The sequence below is a fragment of the Nitrospira marina genome (assembly GCF_059568365.1).
Map to the genome: position 1 here is coordinate 4,395,978 of NZ_JCANTH010000001.1, position 14,907 is coordinate 4,410,884.

10 protein-coding genes are annotated in these 14,907 nt (G+C 51.7%); 3 read left to right on the forward strand and 7 right to left on the reverse strand.

The genetic code is table 11. The annotated features are described in order from the left end of the window. The first annotated feature begins 26 nt into the window (after positions 1-26). Positions 27-3,506 carry a transcription-repair coupling factor gene (gene mfd, locus LX98_RS19020; protein WP_496430343.1) on the forward strand — a complete coding sequence of 1,160 codons (3,480 nt, stop codon included), beginning with the start codon at positions 27-29 and terminating at the stop codon, positions 3,504-3,506. Between the two features lie 10 nt (positions 3,507-3,516). Further along, the gene (locus LX98_RS19025; RefSeq protein ID WP_496430344.1) at positions 3,517-4,428 is read left to right on the forward strand and encodes a peptidyl-prolyl cis-trans isomerase; all 912 of its coding nucleotides are present in this window, start codon (positions 3,517-3,519) and stop codon (positions 4,426-4,428) included. Between the two features lie 66 nt (positions 4,429-4,494). On the opposite strand, the gene LX98_RS19030 is transcribed toward LX98_RS19025, so the two are convergent. The 6 genes from LX98_RS19030 to LX98_RS19055 form a co-directional block, all read right to left on the reverse strand. Further along, entirely contained in the window at positions 4,495-5,748 is a 1,254-nt protein-coding gene (locus LX98_RS19030; RefSeq protein ID WP_496430345.1) for an argininosuccinate synthase, read from the reverse strand. 115 nt (positions 5,749-5,863) lie between these two features. After that, positions 5,864-7,042: a cation:dicarboxylate symporter family transporter gene (locus LX98_RS19035; protein ID WP_496430346.1), complete on the reverse strand. Its 1,179-nt coding sequence runs from the start codon at positions 7,040-7,042 to the stop codon at positions 5,864-5,866. A 91-nt stretch (positions 7,043-7,133) separates the two neighbouring features. Continuing rightward, the gene (locus LX98_RS19040) at positions 7,134-7,406 is read right to left on the reverse strand and encodes a hypothetical protein (RefSeq protein ID WP_496430347.1); all 273 of its coding nucleotides are present in this window, start codon (positions 7,404-7,406) and stop codon (positions 7,134-7,136) included. A 34-nt stretch (positions 7,407-7,440) separates the two neighbouring features. Next, on the reverse strand, positions 7,441-9,435 hold the full coding sequence (locus tag LX98_RS19045) for a hypothetical protein (RefSeq protein ID WP_496430348.1): 1,995 nt from the start codon (positions 9,433-9,435) through the stop codon (positions 7,441-7,443). Next, positions 9,428-10,675 carry an ATP-grasp domain-containing protein gene (locus LX98_RS19050; RefSeq protein WP_496430349.1) on the reverse strand — a complete coding sequence of 416 codons (1,248 nt, stop codon included), beginning with the start codon at positions 10,673-10,675 and terminating at the stop codon, positions 9,428-9,430. The genes LX98_RS19045 and LX98_RS19050 overlap by 8 nt, the downstream gene beginning before the upstream one ends. Positions 10,676-10,796: 121 nt before the next feature. Then, a complete protein-coding gene (locus LX98_RS19055) occupies positions 10,797-11,363 on the reverse strand; it encodes a GNAT family N-acetyltransferase (RefSeq protein ID WP_496430350.1) in 567 nt (188 codons plus the stop codon). Between the two features lie 548 nt (positions 11,364-11,911). Here LX98_RS19055 and LX98_RS19060 point away from each other — a divergent pair. Next, positions 11,912-13,378, forward strand: coding sequence for a sigma 54-interacting transcriptional regulator (locus tag LX98_RS19060; protein ID WP_496430351.1), 1,467 nt, complete (start codon positions 11,912-11,914; stop codon positions 13,376-13,378). Between the two features lie 35 nt (positions 13,379-13,413). On the opposite strand, the gene LX98_RS19065 is transcribed toward LX98_RS19060, so the two are convergent. Continuing rightward, entirely contained in the window at positions 13,414-14,889 is a 1,476-nt protein-coding gene (locus tag LX98_RS19065) for a carboxypeptidase M32 (protein WP_496430352.1), read from the reverse strand. Positions 14,890-14,907 lie beyond the last annotated feature (18 nt).

Consider the following 14,907-nt stretch of genomic DNA (forward strand, 5'->3'; position numbering starts at 1 on the left):
ACCTTTTTCGTGGTGTATTTCAGATTATGAACGTCCCTTCCGTCTTCCATCATTTTGCAAACCAGCTGCGCACGGTCGTTCCAGCGATCCCGGAACAGACGCCCCCGCCCTGTCTGCTGAGTACGCAACAGGCGTGCCTCGCACTGGCCATGACCCTGTTCACACTTCCGGGGAAAAAGACCGCCGGCACCGACAACCAAACACACCTCATCATCACACCCACACAAGAACAAGCCGAAGAATTGTATGAAGATTTGGAATTTTTCTTCTCGTTCATCAGGCGGGATCACGAGACACTGGCCTTATTCCCTCCATGGGCCACCATTCCCTATAATCCGGCACTGCCGGCCCACAGCGTTATTTGTCAGCGAGTTCGGTCCCTCCACCGGTTGTCTCAGGGTGAAAGCACCGTCATTGTAAGCTCACTGCCGGCCATCTTGCATAAACTGCTTCCGCCGGAGGTCTTCGCTCAAGCATGTTTTTCCCTCAAGATTGGCGAGACGTGCGAGCGTGAGGTGCTTCTTCGTTCTTTAATCCGGCTAGGGTATGAACGTGGATCGTTGGCTGAAGTCCCCGGTGAGTTCAGCGTACGTGGCGGTATCGTGGATATTTTCTCCACAGCGCAGGACCATCCCGTCCGTGTCGAATTTCTTGGGGATACGGTCGAATCCATCCGGACGTTTGATCCCTCCACTCAAGAATCCATCACCCATCTCAAGGAAACCTGGGTCTTACCCACACGGGAGTTTATTCCTCCCGATTCCGGACAACCGGATACTTCTCTGGAACCCATCCAGGCAAGTATTGAATGGGATCTTCCCCGGTATTACCCCAAACTTGTCACACTGTTTGAGTACATTCACACGCCCGTCACCGTCTCTTTCTACCGCCCGGTCGATCTGGATGCTGCGGCTGCGCAATTTTGGAATGCTTTGTTAGAAACATGGGAACAGCTCCAGCCCGGCCCGGGGGGCGTCTCTGGCCACGCTGACCCCGATCAACTCTATGAGGTGTGGGAAACCATTAAAACCTATACCAGCATGTGTCCAACGGTATGGTGGGATAGCGTGGCTCCTGATACCAGCACCATGCCCTGTGTGCCTGTTTCCTTACAGGCTCAGTCTCCCGGGAGTGTCGGGGTAGGCATTCGCGGGCTTCCCTTCAAGGAAACCCTTTCCAAGCTGGACCATTTGAGGGCGGACTCCGAAATCTTTTTTGTGGCTCGCAGTCCGGGACAGGTGGAACGCCTGTTGTCCTTATTGCATGACCACGGCTTCCCGGCCAACAAGTGGGAACACCCCTCCCCTCAACCAGCCACAGATGCTCGCGCACCATTTTACTGTCTTGAAGGAGACCTCTCGGCAGGGTTCCTTTCGCCTGACGGGCACATCGCGTTCGTCACCGAGGAAGAATTATTTGGGAAAGGCATCCGGCATCGTCCCCACACAAAATCGCCCACTGCCAAATTTTTCTCGTCGCTGGAGGATCTGAAAGAAGGCGATCTCGTCGTCCATCTCCAACATGGGATTGGACGATATCTGGGTTTACGGCGTTTGGAGGTACAGGGCTTTACCAGTGATTATTTGCTCCTTCAATTCGGTGGAACCGATACCCTATATGTCCCGCTGGACCGCCTGAACCACATCCACCGGTATCGGGGAGCGGAACAACGGTCCCCCCGACTGGATCGCCTTGGAGGTACGGCTTGGGGCAAAACCAAGGCGAAAATCAAAAAGGGCATCGAGGATATGACCGAGGAACTCGTTGAACTCTATGCCAACCGGGAAGTTGCCAGACGGACGGCCTATCAGGAGGACACTCTCTTGGTGCATGAATTTGAAGCGGGGTTTGAATATGAAGAAACGCCTGACCAACTTCGAGCCATTGAAGAAATAGGACGAGATATGGAATCCCCGAAACCCATGGACCGTCTGGTTTGTGGAGATGTGGGATACGGCAAAACGGAGGTCGCCATGCGTGCCGCCTTTAAGGCGATCCAGGCCAACCGGCAGGTGGCTGTCCTGGTTCCTACGACATTGCTGGCTCAACAGCACTTTGAAAACTTTTCGATACGGTTTGCCCCGTTCCCGGTCAAAATCGGTATTCTGTCACGGTTTCAATCAGCCAATGAGATCAAAGCTACATTGAAAGATCTGGCTGCCGGCGTGATCGACATTGTGATCGGGACGCATCGGGTCGTACAGAAAGATGTCGTCTTTAAACAATTGGGCTTGGTGATTATCGATGAAGAACAATGGTTTGGTGTTCGTCATAAGGAACGCCTGAAGCAACTTCGCACCCAGGTCGATGTGCTCACACTGTCCGCGACCCCTATCCCCCGGACTCTGCAGATGGCCTTTTCAGGAGTGAGAGACTTATCCGTCATTGAGACCGCGCCTCCGGGTCGTTTGGCGGTGGAAACCCAGGTCCTTCGGTTCGATGCGACAGTGGTACGGGAGGCCATTGCCCGGGAACTCGCTCGTGGAGGTCAGGTGTACTACGTACACAATCGAGTGGAAACCATGGAGCAGACTGGTGCCTGGTTACAAGATCTGGTTCCGGAAGCACGGGTATTGATGGCGCATGGCCAAATGAATGAACAATTATTAGAACGGGTGATGTTACGATTTTTTCACCAGGAAGCCGATGTACTGCTGGCCTCAGCCATCATCCAATCAGGGTTGGATATTCCCAGCGCGAACACCATCCTGGTTGATCGGGCGGATTTATTCGGGCTCTCCCAGCTGTATCAACTTCGCGGAAGGGTGGGGCGAAGCGGGCAACAAGCTTTTGCCTACCTCTTCATTCCGAACGAGGAAACCCTGAGTACCGACGCGCAAAAACGCATGAACGCCATTCAAGAATTTGCGGAACTTGGCTCCGGGTTTCGGATCGCAGCCGCTGACCTTGAAATCCGGGGAGCGGGAAATTTACTCGGGAAACAACAGTCCGGCAATATCGCCGCCGTCGGGTTAGACCTGTACCTACAAATGGTGGAGCAGGCTGTTCAGCAGCTTAAAGGCCAGGAAGTGGAAGAAGAATGGGAACCCACTCTTCAACTTGATGTTTCGGCCTTCATTCCCGAGGAATATGTGGAAGACGCCTCACAGCGCCTGGGACTCTACAAACGGTTATCCGGGAGTGACCGGTTAGGGGATTTGGCCTTATTATATGGGGAGACGCTTGACCGGTTTGGATCGCCTCCTGCCGCCATGGAACGACTATTTGAAGTCATGCAGATCAAAGTGTTGGCCAAGGCCCTACAACTTGAGTATGTCGAAGTCCGGGGCGGGCTGATGAACCTTCGCTTTCATGAACGGGCCAAGCTCCCGGAACAGGGGATCCGTGCTTTGATGGACAGATGGAAAGATCATCTGGACTGTCTTTCTCCTCGTGCCTATCGTTTGACTCTCCCCGAGCAGGATTGGGCATCCATGTACCCCAGGGCTAATGCGATTTTACAAGAACTCCATCAGTCAATGGCCAAAGAGGAAGTGAGAACGTAGCGTGAAGGGCATGCGTGTATGCCTGAAAGATTGGCCTTTACAGGCGGTCACCCTCTGGGTGACGGCGAGCCTTCTTTTTTTTCCTGGGGTTAGCGTGAGTCTCACTGACCGGATTATTGCCGTGGTGAATAAAGAGGTGATCACGTGGTCTGATCTTGAAAAAGAATTGCGCGATGAGTATAAGCGCCTGAACGCCAAATATCACGGAGAGGAACTGAACCGGCGGTATTTCCAGAAACAACGAGAAGTCCTGAACCACATGATTGATGATCACCTCATGATTCAAGAAGCTCAAGCCAAGGGACTCTCTGTCACTCAGGACGAAATCGATGAAGCCTTACGACGAACTCCGCTGCCACCCACTCAAACCGAAGAAGAATTCGGGCATCAAATGCTCCTCAAAAAACTCTTTGACTTCGAGATTCGCCGGAACATTGTCATAGAGGAAGAAGAAATCCGGCGATATTATGAGGCCAACTCCACGCTTTTTCTCTCACCGCCCCGGTACCGACTCCAGCAAATTCTGTTAGACGGGCAGGAAGGCTACGAACGGGAGAAAGCCAAGAACAAGGCCCAAACCATGTATGCGGCATGGACACCGAATACGACGCTGGAGGATTTCGCCACCAAATATTTCGAGCGAATTCATGAATTAGGTTGGGTACAGGAAAACGAATTAGTGGCCCCTCTGAAGCAGGTGGTCAAGGAACTGAAACCGGGACAGATCTCCGCCCCTATTGAAACCCTCCTAGGATTCCACCTTATTCTGTTAGAGGAAATTCAACAACCCCAACCGCTCCCGCTTGAAGTCGTAGAACGGGATATCCGTGGCATGCTGACTAAACAACGATCCGAGGAAGCGTATCGAAATTGGCTTGCCGATATCAAACAAAAAGCCTTCATCGATGTGAAGCTTAAATAGAGTATTCATTTCATTGCTGGATGGCTCAAGACCTACTCCCATCACAAATCCCTTTCATACTCCATCCTACACGTGGTCTAAGCGCCGATAGGTTTTTTGGGCCAGATTGTAAATCTCAATAAAACCTGCAGACGCATTCTGGTTGAAACTCGCATCCTTATTGAAGGTGGCCAAATTGGCATCGAATAAGGAATAGGGGGATGTCATCGCGACCACATCAGCTTTTCCCTTAAACAGCTTGACTTTCACCGTTCCCTTCACACGCTGGTTGGCGGAATCCTGAAACGCATGGATGGCATCCATGGACGGATCAAACCATTTAGCGCCATAACAGGTGTAGGCCCACTTTTCATCAATGATTTTTTTCAGTTCGTTTAAATCACGGGTATTGACGAGTTTTTCCAGATTAAAATGCGCTTTGATCAGAATTTCCGCTCCCGGAGCTTCATACACGCCACGAACCTTCAATCCAACCAGGCGGTCCTCCGTCAAATGCACAATGCCTACCCCATGCCTTGCCCCTACCGCATTGGCACGTTCAATGACCTGACAAAGGGGTAGATCTTCACCATTGATTGAACAAGGGATTCCCTTGTTGAACCCGACTTCGACAATCTCCGGTTCATCCGGCGCCTGTTCAGGGGGAATGCATACCTGCAGAAATTTTCGTAAATCGGGAATGCGGGCGGGATCCTCAATATCCCCTCCCTCATTAGTCGAGCCCCACATATTGTCATCATGCGAATACAGATACTCTTTAGTTTGTTTAATGGGAATATCGTGTTGTTTGGCATAATCAATCTGTTCGTCCCGGCCCATACTCCATTCACGCACCGGCGCAATCACTTTCATAGTCGCATCCAAAGTCGTAATGTAATTTTCAAAGCGAACCTGATCATTTCCTTTTCCCGTGGAGCCGTGAGCAATGACCTTGATTCCCCGTTCCTTGGCCACACGAACGGCAATTTCCGAGAGCGTCACTCGGGCAAGGGGAGTCGAGAGAGGATATCCCCCCTGATAATCGGCATTAGCTTTAATTGCCCGGGACAGGAGTTTTTCAGCAAATTCTTCCCTGGCGTCAATGACCACCGCCTCCTCGGCACCGAGCTTGATCGCTTTCGCTTTGACCGCCTCCAGATCCTCATGTAATTGGCCCACATCGACCGTAAGCGCCACGATGGAACAGGCATACGCTTCCTGAATCCATTTGAGCATAATGGAAGTATCCAGTCCTCCCGAGTACAGCAAGACACACTTATCAAACGTTCCCTTTTTGGCTTCGTGAGATGCAATTTTCTGATACGTGATTTTTGATTCCATGCCGTGTTCACCTAAAATGAGGTTGTGTACATTTATTGAGCCCTCACCATCTGTTCAAACCCAAGAGCTCACTTTGGAAGTGGATAATAACCCAAGAAGATGAGGGAATTCGATGTTAGGCGGTGATATAGCGATCGACTACGGCGGCACCAACGGCATCCCCCCAGACATTGACTGCAGTCCGAAACCGATCGATCAGCCAGTCAATAGCCAAGAGGAGCCCCAGACCCTCAAGCGGAAGCCCGACTGCCTGAAAGACCACGACCATCGTCACAAGCCCAGCCTCAGGGATTCCTGCAGCGCCAATGGCAGACACCGTCGCCACAACAAACAGAACAATAAGCGCTTCTCCACTTAAGTCAATTCCCCAGGCTTGGGCAATAAACACCGCGGCGACCGCCTCATATAACGCCGATCCATCCATATTGACCGTCGCACCGACTGGAAGGACAAACCGGCTTGATCGACTGCTCACCCCGGCGCTTTCGACCCCCTCCATGGTCAGAGGCAAAGTCGCAGACGAACTTGCCGTGGCAAAGGCGCTAGTGAGGGCCGCGCCAAGCGCGCGCGCATAGGCCAAGGGATGACGTCGACCGGCCACATGCAAAATAAGACCAAGAATAATTCCTGCATGGATCGCCAATCCCAGCAGTACGGTAACCGTGAATAACCCTAAACCCACTAATAACGCGACTATACCGTCAAGTCCACCGGCACTCGCTAAACGCCCTGCCACTAAGCCAAACACGCCAATGGGACCGATCCACATCACAAGGTGAATCAACTTCATGATCGCCCCGAATATACCTTCAAAAAATTTGAGCACCAATGTGCCATTTTCCCCGACCGTTGTCAGCGCCGCCCCGAATGCCAGAGAAAAGATTACCAGTGGCAGCAATTCACCCTGTGAAGCGGACGCGAATAAATTCGGGGAAAGGAATCCCTTTATGAGATCCAGCCATCCGATGTTCACCGCTGCCGCAACTCCGGTAGGGGCCACCGCTGCGGCAATATCGGCTCCCACTCCAGGTTTAATGAGACTGACCAGGATCATTCCCAGTACAATGGCCATGCCTGAGGTGATCAAATAATACGTAACTGTCGCTCCTCCCAATTTACCCAATTGCCGAATATCACCCAGTGATCCAACTCCCTGGATAATCGAAGCCACGATCAAGGGCACCACCAGCATCCGCAGCATCCGGAGCCAGAGTTCACCCAGGATTTCCACATGGCGAGCGGCTTCTGGGGCCAGGGCCCCGAGCACCCCTCCGGCGACCGCACCAGTCACCATGAGCCACACAAGAGGACCATGGCCATTTCCACGATTCACAGAAAGGGGTTGTTTGGTAATGGGAGGAACCTGATGTTAAGGGAAGGAAAAGTTACTTGGTTTTTTTTGCTACTTTCTGTTGGGGTACCAGGACTCCCGGAGTATTGGCCTTTGCCTGCCTCACAAGGTCATCGGAACTATCGAGGGAAATAATGGGCTCGAGCTTATGATGCAAGTAAATGAGCGCCCTGGAGGGTTCCACACCAATTTGCCAACCAAGATCCTGGTCAGGCTTGAGTTCTTGAACATAGGCAATGGCCGATACACTGATAAACGTCTGTCGTTCCCCGGTCAGCGTCGATTGCCTGACTTGTAAAAAAGACATGCACCACTCCTTTCAATCTTAACAGCCCAAAGGCTTACAGCCAGGTGAAGGCCTGCCCCCAACTTTCCTTCGCATGCGTTATCCCCTCGTTAATAATTTCGGTTGGGACGGCTTGTAAGTCTCCGACTTCCATCTGATTATAGTGAAAGGCATAAATATGAGCCGCAAAGTGCTCGAAGGGTAATGAGGATTCTCCGGGAATTTCTAAGTGACCGACCACAGACGGTTCAACCCCTTTTCCCCAGTTCTGACGCCCCTCGTTATTTGGATTGAAAAAATAGACGCGAACTTTCCCTTCTTCATCCTCGGCAACACGCTGGATGGAGACAGCGTGATATCCTAAAAAAACCCCGTGGACATTGGTAATGAGGAGTCCAACCGGATTCGGATACACTAAATCATGCCCCCCGTCATATAACGGGTGATGGGTGGCGTAAAATAAGCGTAAAAAATTCTCGTACCCGGAGACGGTTTGGTTAACCAGATTAATTGAAGTCAGACTGTTCGGCACCCACCGACCATACAAAGCCGGGTTCACCCATTTATGTGGGTCTTCACCCCGTAAAGCCGCGCGTCGCATCATTTCATCATAAATACGATCCAGATGGGGCACCAGAATGCGTGAGACGGGGTCGAGCTTCAAATCAAATTTTCCTTCCGCGACTCCTCCCCCGATGTCTTTGGAAAAGATCGGCGAACCCTCAAACAGAAATTCGACAGTGTCGTCCCGAGCCGCGCTGGTCAGCAATTGGAGCAAATAACCGGGATCATGAAGACTCCAAAGACTCAGAGCCCGAGCACCTTGGCATGTCGGGTTGTTACCCTGCCCTACTCCCAACGGCTGCCCCAACATGGCGATAGCCCCACCCACAATGGCGGCATTAGCCGTAATGCCAGTCCCTCGAGGCAGATGTTTTTTGGTCACTTGTTGCGCAGAAGAACACAAGTCAAGATTGATCAATTTGCTGAGACCATCGGAGACCTCCGGCCGTGCCAAGAGCATCCGCTCCAACATCTGTTGGAATCCATAGATGATCCAACTGGTGGCGGGATGAATGGTCAGGCGCATCCACTCCAAAACCTTTTCTCGATATTGTTCCATATGAGCCTGGCCCACCTCGGTCAAATCCAAGGCAATCGCCAGGATTCCCGTTTCGTCATTCTTGAGGGCATGCTGGAGGAACGCGACATGGTATTCACTGGATAAACCGGTCAGCGTCAACAATTTTCCAACCACCTTGGCCTCATTTTCAATCTCATGTGCAGTCGCATTGGCCAGGAGATTTCGATAATTGGTGGGAGAGCCCGCTTTCTTTGCGAGTGGAGTGGGAGGGCCCGTGGCCTTGAGGTATCGCTCGAGTCTGGCGGCCAGCTTGGGATCAGGATCCCCCTGAATGTTCTTGGCCTGCTCGATCATTTTTAGAGTGAGGCTCACATCAATAGGTCGCTGGGCCACTCGCGCATCGATATCATCAAGAACCTGTTCCAGCAGCCCTTCCGAAGAGATCTCTTGCTCAATCCTGGCTAATAATCTTCGCGCGCGCGCGTAGACCTTCGGACGCAGACGAGACTCCTCGGTCTCACTGCCATACAATAATTCGAGATTGAGCCCCATGACCGTCCGTAAAAAGGCGAGGGCTTGCTCCGCAGAAAATTTCGGGTGTGGCGATTCTCCTGCTGCAATGGATAAGACCCGGAGTTCACTCAGCATTTCCAATGACGGATACTGCCCTTCTGCACGAAGCCCCCCGCCCACCAACTCAGGGAGGAGTCGGTCAGGATGTTCCCAGGGTCCGGCATGAAAGACCCCTGCGGAATCAAAGCGATGGGCCTGTCCTCTCACGAATTGCAGTCCTTCGTCGGTTTCAAACAAATCCGTGGCACGACGGATAAACTCAGGCTGGTATTTAGCTTTGACAAAGGGCGTCGCCTGCTCCAAGGCCTCTAAGGCGTGAAGAAAGGCTTGTTCCTGTCGACCAACGGCTACCTGCGATTCAGGCTTGGAGGAGCCCTTGAGGGAATCACTCATAGAAATCATACTCCTCATAGCGCTGGACGAGCTCTCGCAGGGTCTCAGGATCTTCTCCCGCCAGGAAGACAGTCCCATAATGATTCCCAAATCCCACGCGCTCTGCCACTTTGGCGGTAACGGGTTCAAACATGGTATGACGGTCCATATACGGATGCGCTTCCAATTCCTTAGGAAACTGAAGCTGATGGACGCTGGCTTTTCGAGGATACACCATTAAGTTGGCCGCAAAAATTTTATGGTCTTTTTCTTTTGGGAAAAACCGGTCTAATTCTGTTTTGGAGGTATTGGGATCGGAGCATAACAACAGAGCCGCATACGGATTAAACCCATGGGCACGCTGAATGAGTTCGAAAATATGGCCGCCGGGAACACGGGCCGCCACCTCCCCAAAGTGCAACTCCCCCTCCTGGTCCAAGAAATATTCCGGATGAATCATACCATTGACGATGCCAAATGCCTTCATGAGTTTTTCAATCGCCTTACGAATCTTTGTCCGCTGTTTGCTGAGCTTCGGCGTTTCCGGCACGATCTGGGAATAGCCCAAATGCACGTACTCCGTGATATTCATAAATTCAATTTTTCCCTTATTGATAAAAGCTTCAACCGAAAATTCCTGCCCGGCCAAATGGCTTTCGGCCAAACAGGGAAAGGCATCGTCAGGAAGGTCGGTAATGTCTTGTCGGCTTCTGACAAACACATGGCCCACACTGCCCGCCGCCGAGAGGGGTTTCAGATGCACCGGTTCAGGCACTTCCTCTTGCAAGCGAAGTCTTGCCTCATTGATGTCGTCAAAAAACGCGAGCGCTTCCTCCCGCGAACGAATCTCTTCAAACACCCCGACTCGAATGCCATTCATCTGCGCATTGCGCTTCATCATGGCCTTGTCACGGAACAGCAGTGCCCGTTGGAAGGCACGTGGATCCTTGAGCAGACGGGTGTTGAGGGACCCGGCCCATTCCACCGTTTCTTCATACAGGGGCACGGCATGGCTCACCCCCCGCTCCACCAATTTTTCATAGAGTCGGTCTGAGTTCTGATTGTGGACATAAAAGTCCCACGTCACCACATCAACTCCATCCTCTTTTAATGCGATATCAAAACCCTCCGGCACTACCGCGACGAAAGGAATGTTGTGTTCCTTTGCGGCTTCCATTGTTTCCAAGCTATAGCCGAGCAGAGCCACCGGCGCCTTCTTTCCTGCGCGCGCTTTCTTGACTGCTGGCGCTTTTTTTTCCATGTAGACCTCCTTATAGATAGGGGTGACATATCGAAGGAATTCCTCCATGCTGTCGCGGTAAGCAGACAAATGGAAAAATCCATCAGTAACAATGATAGACTCGTTTGTGAGGAAAGGCGTGTTAGAACAGGTATTGGTACAGTTCAAAACCCTCTTCATAGAAGGGTTTTAACCAACCGCCGCGCCACTCTAGCACTTGATCCCGAGTGGTCGCAATGCATTCAAAGCCGAACCGGCGGTAGGAGCGCGTGGCCCAATAAGCCTTGGGATGGGCAATTAACACCATGCCGCGTTTTCCCTCGCGCCAAGCCACATCACGGACGTGATTAAGTAATTGAGGCCCAAACCCTTTGCCTGTGTGGTGATCATACACATAGATGTATCCAATATAAAACATGTCTCCGACTGACTGCGTGGAAACAATACCGACCGGCGCACCCTCGAACCGACCAATGTAAAATTGCCGCCGGGCAAATTCTCTCTCTCCCCAGGATTCGTCCACCTCATGCTGGGCCATATCTTTTTCATGGAGAAACGGCCGGTACCAGTCGGCAGATGAGCGGAGAATGTTGGCCGCAATCATCATTTCATGCCGTTTGGCCGGCTGAATATCTAAACGCCGCTGGGTCGCCCTCTTCCCATTTCTTCGATGTAGCCGTTCCCCAATTTCCGTTTGATTTTGCATCATGAAGATCGATCCTTTTTTAAAAATTTTTTTTCATGGACTCATACTCCTAACGAGTCAAGCCGGAGGGTCGTTGTCTATTGTGTGTTACTGTTTTCAAAGGAAAAATTGGTGTGAGCATCCGTTCATTCACACCGGGATTTTTCCAATGGATAAGATGTGTAAAATCTTGAATGTTTGAGACGAAAACAAGAAGTACATTCTTTCGTTTTCGTAATTTACGGGGGCGATTGGCATGGTACTGCTATCGTATTTCCATTGCCCCAGCATGAATTTTCAGGGGCGACCAGACAAGATTGTCCTGGCCTGATCACCAAATTGAATGACAACCAGAACCCCTACAGACATTCGGACCGGTCATTTTGGGTAATTTCTTTTACTAATCGGGAAAATGCTTCGATCCATACCTCAATCTACCTATACACCTCGCAAGACCCGTTCCATCAATTAACCCGTTGATATTTGTGATTTTGTGGAATTTTGGGACTATTATGTCCCTATATTTGGGACAGACTTGACTCATTTAAATATTATGAGACACTATTGTCTCAATGACAGAAACTTCCTCTATAGTAATCATGGGTTCCCCGGATCTGGAAAAGGCCTTAAGTCGTGAAGGCCTTGGAGTTGTACGGTTGGAAACCCCGGAAAATGTGAAAACCTTGGAGATTGATTCTCAGACCCGCCTGGTCATACTTGATGGACAGTACCTTGGAGACTCGCTGGTGTTTGACATGATGACGACCATCCAAGAACACAGACCCTATCTTGATGTCTTAGTGTTTAAACCGGGAGCCGATGCAGCCTACGTCCATTCGGTTTTGAAAAACGGGGCATCGGATGTGATTTATGAGGATTCACATGAAAAGCTGCATCATGCCATAGAGGCCATTCAGACCAATCAAAAGGTTTCTCCGGATACACCGGATTTGCGTGATACCCGTAAAAGACTGGGAAGCTTTGAAGGCATTCTCAGCCGTAACGGAGTCATGTGGGACATTTTTGAAACTATTACCCGCACCGCGAGTTCTGACGCCACGGTGTTAATTGTTGGGGAAACTGGAACAGGTAAAGACTTGCTGGCCCGGGCGATTCACCGGCAGTCCGGGCGAACCGGACGATTTGTGGCCGTCAATTGCAGCACAATCAGTCCGGAAATTATTGAATCGGAACTGTTCGGGCATGAACGCGGGGCTTTCACCGGTGCCCATCAACAAAAGCAGGGATTATTTCGGTATGCCGATGGCGGCACCATTCTTCTGGATGAGATTGGGGATATGCCGGTTCAAACCCAACTCAGTCTTTTGCGGGTATTGCAGGAACAAACGGTGAGACCGGTTGGATCTCATCATGAGGTGCCAATTGATGCCCGTGTCATTGCCGCGACGAATGCCTCATTGGCCAACGCCGTCCAAACCGGCTCTTTTCGCGAAGACCTCTTTTACCGGTTGGATGTCATCCGGTTAGAAGTGCCCCCGTTACGAGAGAGACCGGAGGATATCCTCTATATGTTTGGGCATTTTCTGAAACGCGTTTGTGCGGACTATGGAATGGACTGTCCGGAATTACACCAATCCTTCATGGATCAACTTTTAGAGCAGTCCTGGCCAGGCAATGTGCGGCAACTGGAAAACCTCACGCAACGCCTGGTGTTAAAAGGGCACACCCGGGAATTGACTGCGGAAGACCTGGCCGAAGTCTTGTATTCCCAGGATATCCCAGGGTCCTCTCCGGCTCTTCCAGCTCCTGAAACGGAAAGGGTGGATCGGCATGTTCAAAGCCAGGGTGATCACTCTCCGTCTATCAACCCGACCCTCACGCTGGCCGCCTACCTAGAGCCACACCTCACTACTCTTGAGAAGGAGTATTTGGAAACAGTGCTGTCAGAAAATAGTGGTCGCATTGCCGAGTCGGCCAATCAGGCCGGCATTAGCCGACGGACACTCCTGCGCAAGCTCAAGGCCTACAAAATCGACAAACAATACTTTCGACAGAAGAATTCAGCACCACAAGAGTAATCCTATTTTCTGGAATGAATGAGGTGAAAACACATTCAAGGATTGACATACCGCTCACGGAGATAGCTCAACAAATCTTCGACATGGTCCCGGGTTCCCACGGCTTTGTGTAAAAGGTCCGGCGTCTCATGCAGGTGACCCTGGCGATGGATCCGTTCCCGCAAAAAATTCAGGATAGTCGCAAAATCTCCTTCTTCGATGCGGTGCTCCAGATCCGGAAAGCTTTTCCGTAAGACGGCAAAGAGCGAAGCCGCATAGAGATTTCCCAGGGTGTAACTCGGAAAATACCCAAAGGCCCCACCTGCCCAGTGGGCATCCTGCAACACACCTTCTGCATCATCCTTCGGTCGCACTCCCAGGAATTGCTCACTCAATCGCGCCCATTCAGCTGGAACATCCTCAACAGTGATGCGTCGCTCCAACAGAGCCACCTCCATTTCAAACCGCAAAATGATATGCAGGTTATAGGAAACTTCCTCAGCAAAAATCCGAATGCTTCCCGACGTCACCCGGTTGGAGGAGAGGAAGACCAATTCCGGATCAAAGGCCTTGTCAGGAAAATGTCGGGCGAATACCGGCCGCAGCCACCGATAAAAGCCCCGGGATCGTCCAATCATGTTTTCCCACAGACGGGATTGGGATTCATGCATGCCGGTTGACGTCGCCGCATATACGGCTGATCCACCCTGTCCCTCCGGAATACCCTGCTCGTACAGCGCATGCCCGAGTTCATGCATGGTGGCCGCCAACCCGCTGAGCAGATCGCGTTCGTGGACATGTGTAGCAATACGCACATCCCCGCTGCCCACCCGGCATGAAAATGGATGCTCCGCCTCGTGCAACGCTCCCCGTGTCGTGTCGTATCCCACCGCCTTAATGATATCCTGGTGCATCGACAATTGATTGGCCTTAGCGAAATGGTCGTTGAAGGCAACCGATCCTTTCCTGGCCAGAGCCTGGCGCCGGATATCGGTCAAGCCTTGTTGGAGGGCGCCAAACATCCGGCGTAAATCCTCGACGGTCGTCCCGGGATCATAGTCTTCTAGAAGAACATCATAGGGATGTCGGTTGCCGTCAATAGCTTGTGCCCGCTCGAGTGCCAAATCAACATTTGACTGTAGGCTCTCGGCAAATAGACCATATTTTTTTTCTTTTTTCGCTTCTCCCCATGCGGCGACGCCACTGGCGCTGGCCTTCGCGATCCTGCTGGCCAATTTCGACGGCACACAGGTGGCCCGGCGGTAGGTTCGGCGCATATTACGAACCGCGGCTTGCTGCTCCGGAGTTGGATCAGGTAAGCCTGCCACCGCCTCAATAAGTTCACCCAGTCTGGGTGACGTGGCTTGTTCGTGATACAACCGTCCGATCAACTCACTCTGTTGAGCACGGCCCGCTGCCGACCCTGAAGGCATGGTTACCTGCTGATCCCAACCCAGTAACCCTCCAATGCCGGCCAGAGTATCCAGTTCCGCAATCTGCTGAGACAGTTCATCCCATACTGTTGTGGTCATATACTATTCCCTTCTATC

Bases quoted from the DNA above. Each gene is read 5' to 3' on its own strand.
- mfd (WP_496430343.1), top strand. From the start codon at position 27: ATGAACGTCCCTTCCGTCTTCCATCATTTTGCAAACCAGCTGCGCACG.
- LX98_RS19025 (WP_496430344.1), top strand. From the start codon at position 3,517: ATGCGTGTATGCCTGAAAGATTGGCCTTTACAGGCGGTCACCCTCTGG.
- LX98_RS19030 (WP_496430345.1), bottom strand. From the start codon at position 5,748: ATGGAATCAAAAATCACGTATCAGAAAATTGCATCTCACGAAGCCAAA.
- LX98_RS19035 (WP_496430346.1), bottom strand. From the start codon at position 7,042: ATGGTGACTGGTGCGGTCGCCGGAGGGGTGCTCGGGGCCCTGGCCCCA.
- LX98_RS19040 (WP_496430347.1), bottom strand. From the start codon at position 7,406: ATGTCTTTTTTACAAGTCAGGCAATCGACGCTGACCGGGGAACGACAG.
- LX98_RS19045 (WP_496430348.1), bottom strand. From the start codon at position 9,435: ATGAGTGATTCCCTCAAGGGCTCCTCCAAGCCTGAATCGCAGGTAGCC.
- LX98_RS19050 (WP_496430349.1), bottom strand. From the start codon at position 10,675: ATGGAAAAAAAAGCGCCAGCAGTCAAGAAAGCGCGCGCAGGAAAGAAG.
- LX98_RS19055 (WP_496430350.1), bottom strand. From the start codon at position 11,363: ATGATGCAAAATCAAACGGAAATTGGGGAACGGCTACATCGAAGAAAT.
- LX98_RS19060 (WP_496430351.1), top strand. From the start codon at position 11,912: ATGACAGAAACTTCCTCTATAGTAATCATGGGTTCCCCGGATCTGGAA.
- LX98_RS19065 (WP_496430352.1), bottom strand. From the start codon at position 14,889: ATGACCACAACAGTATGGGATGAACTGTCTCAGCAGATTGCGGAACTG.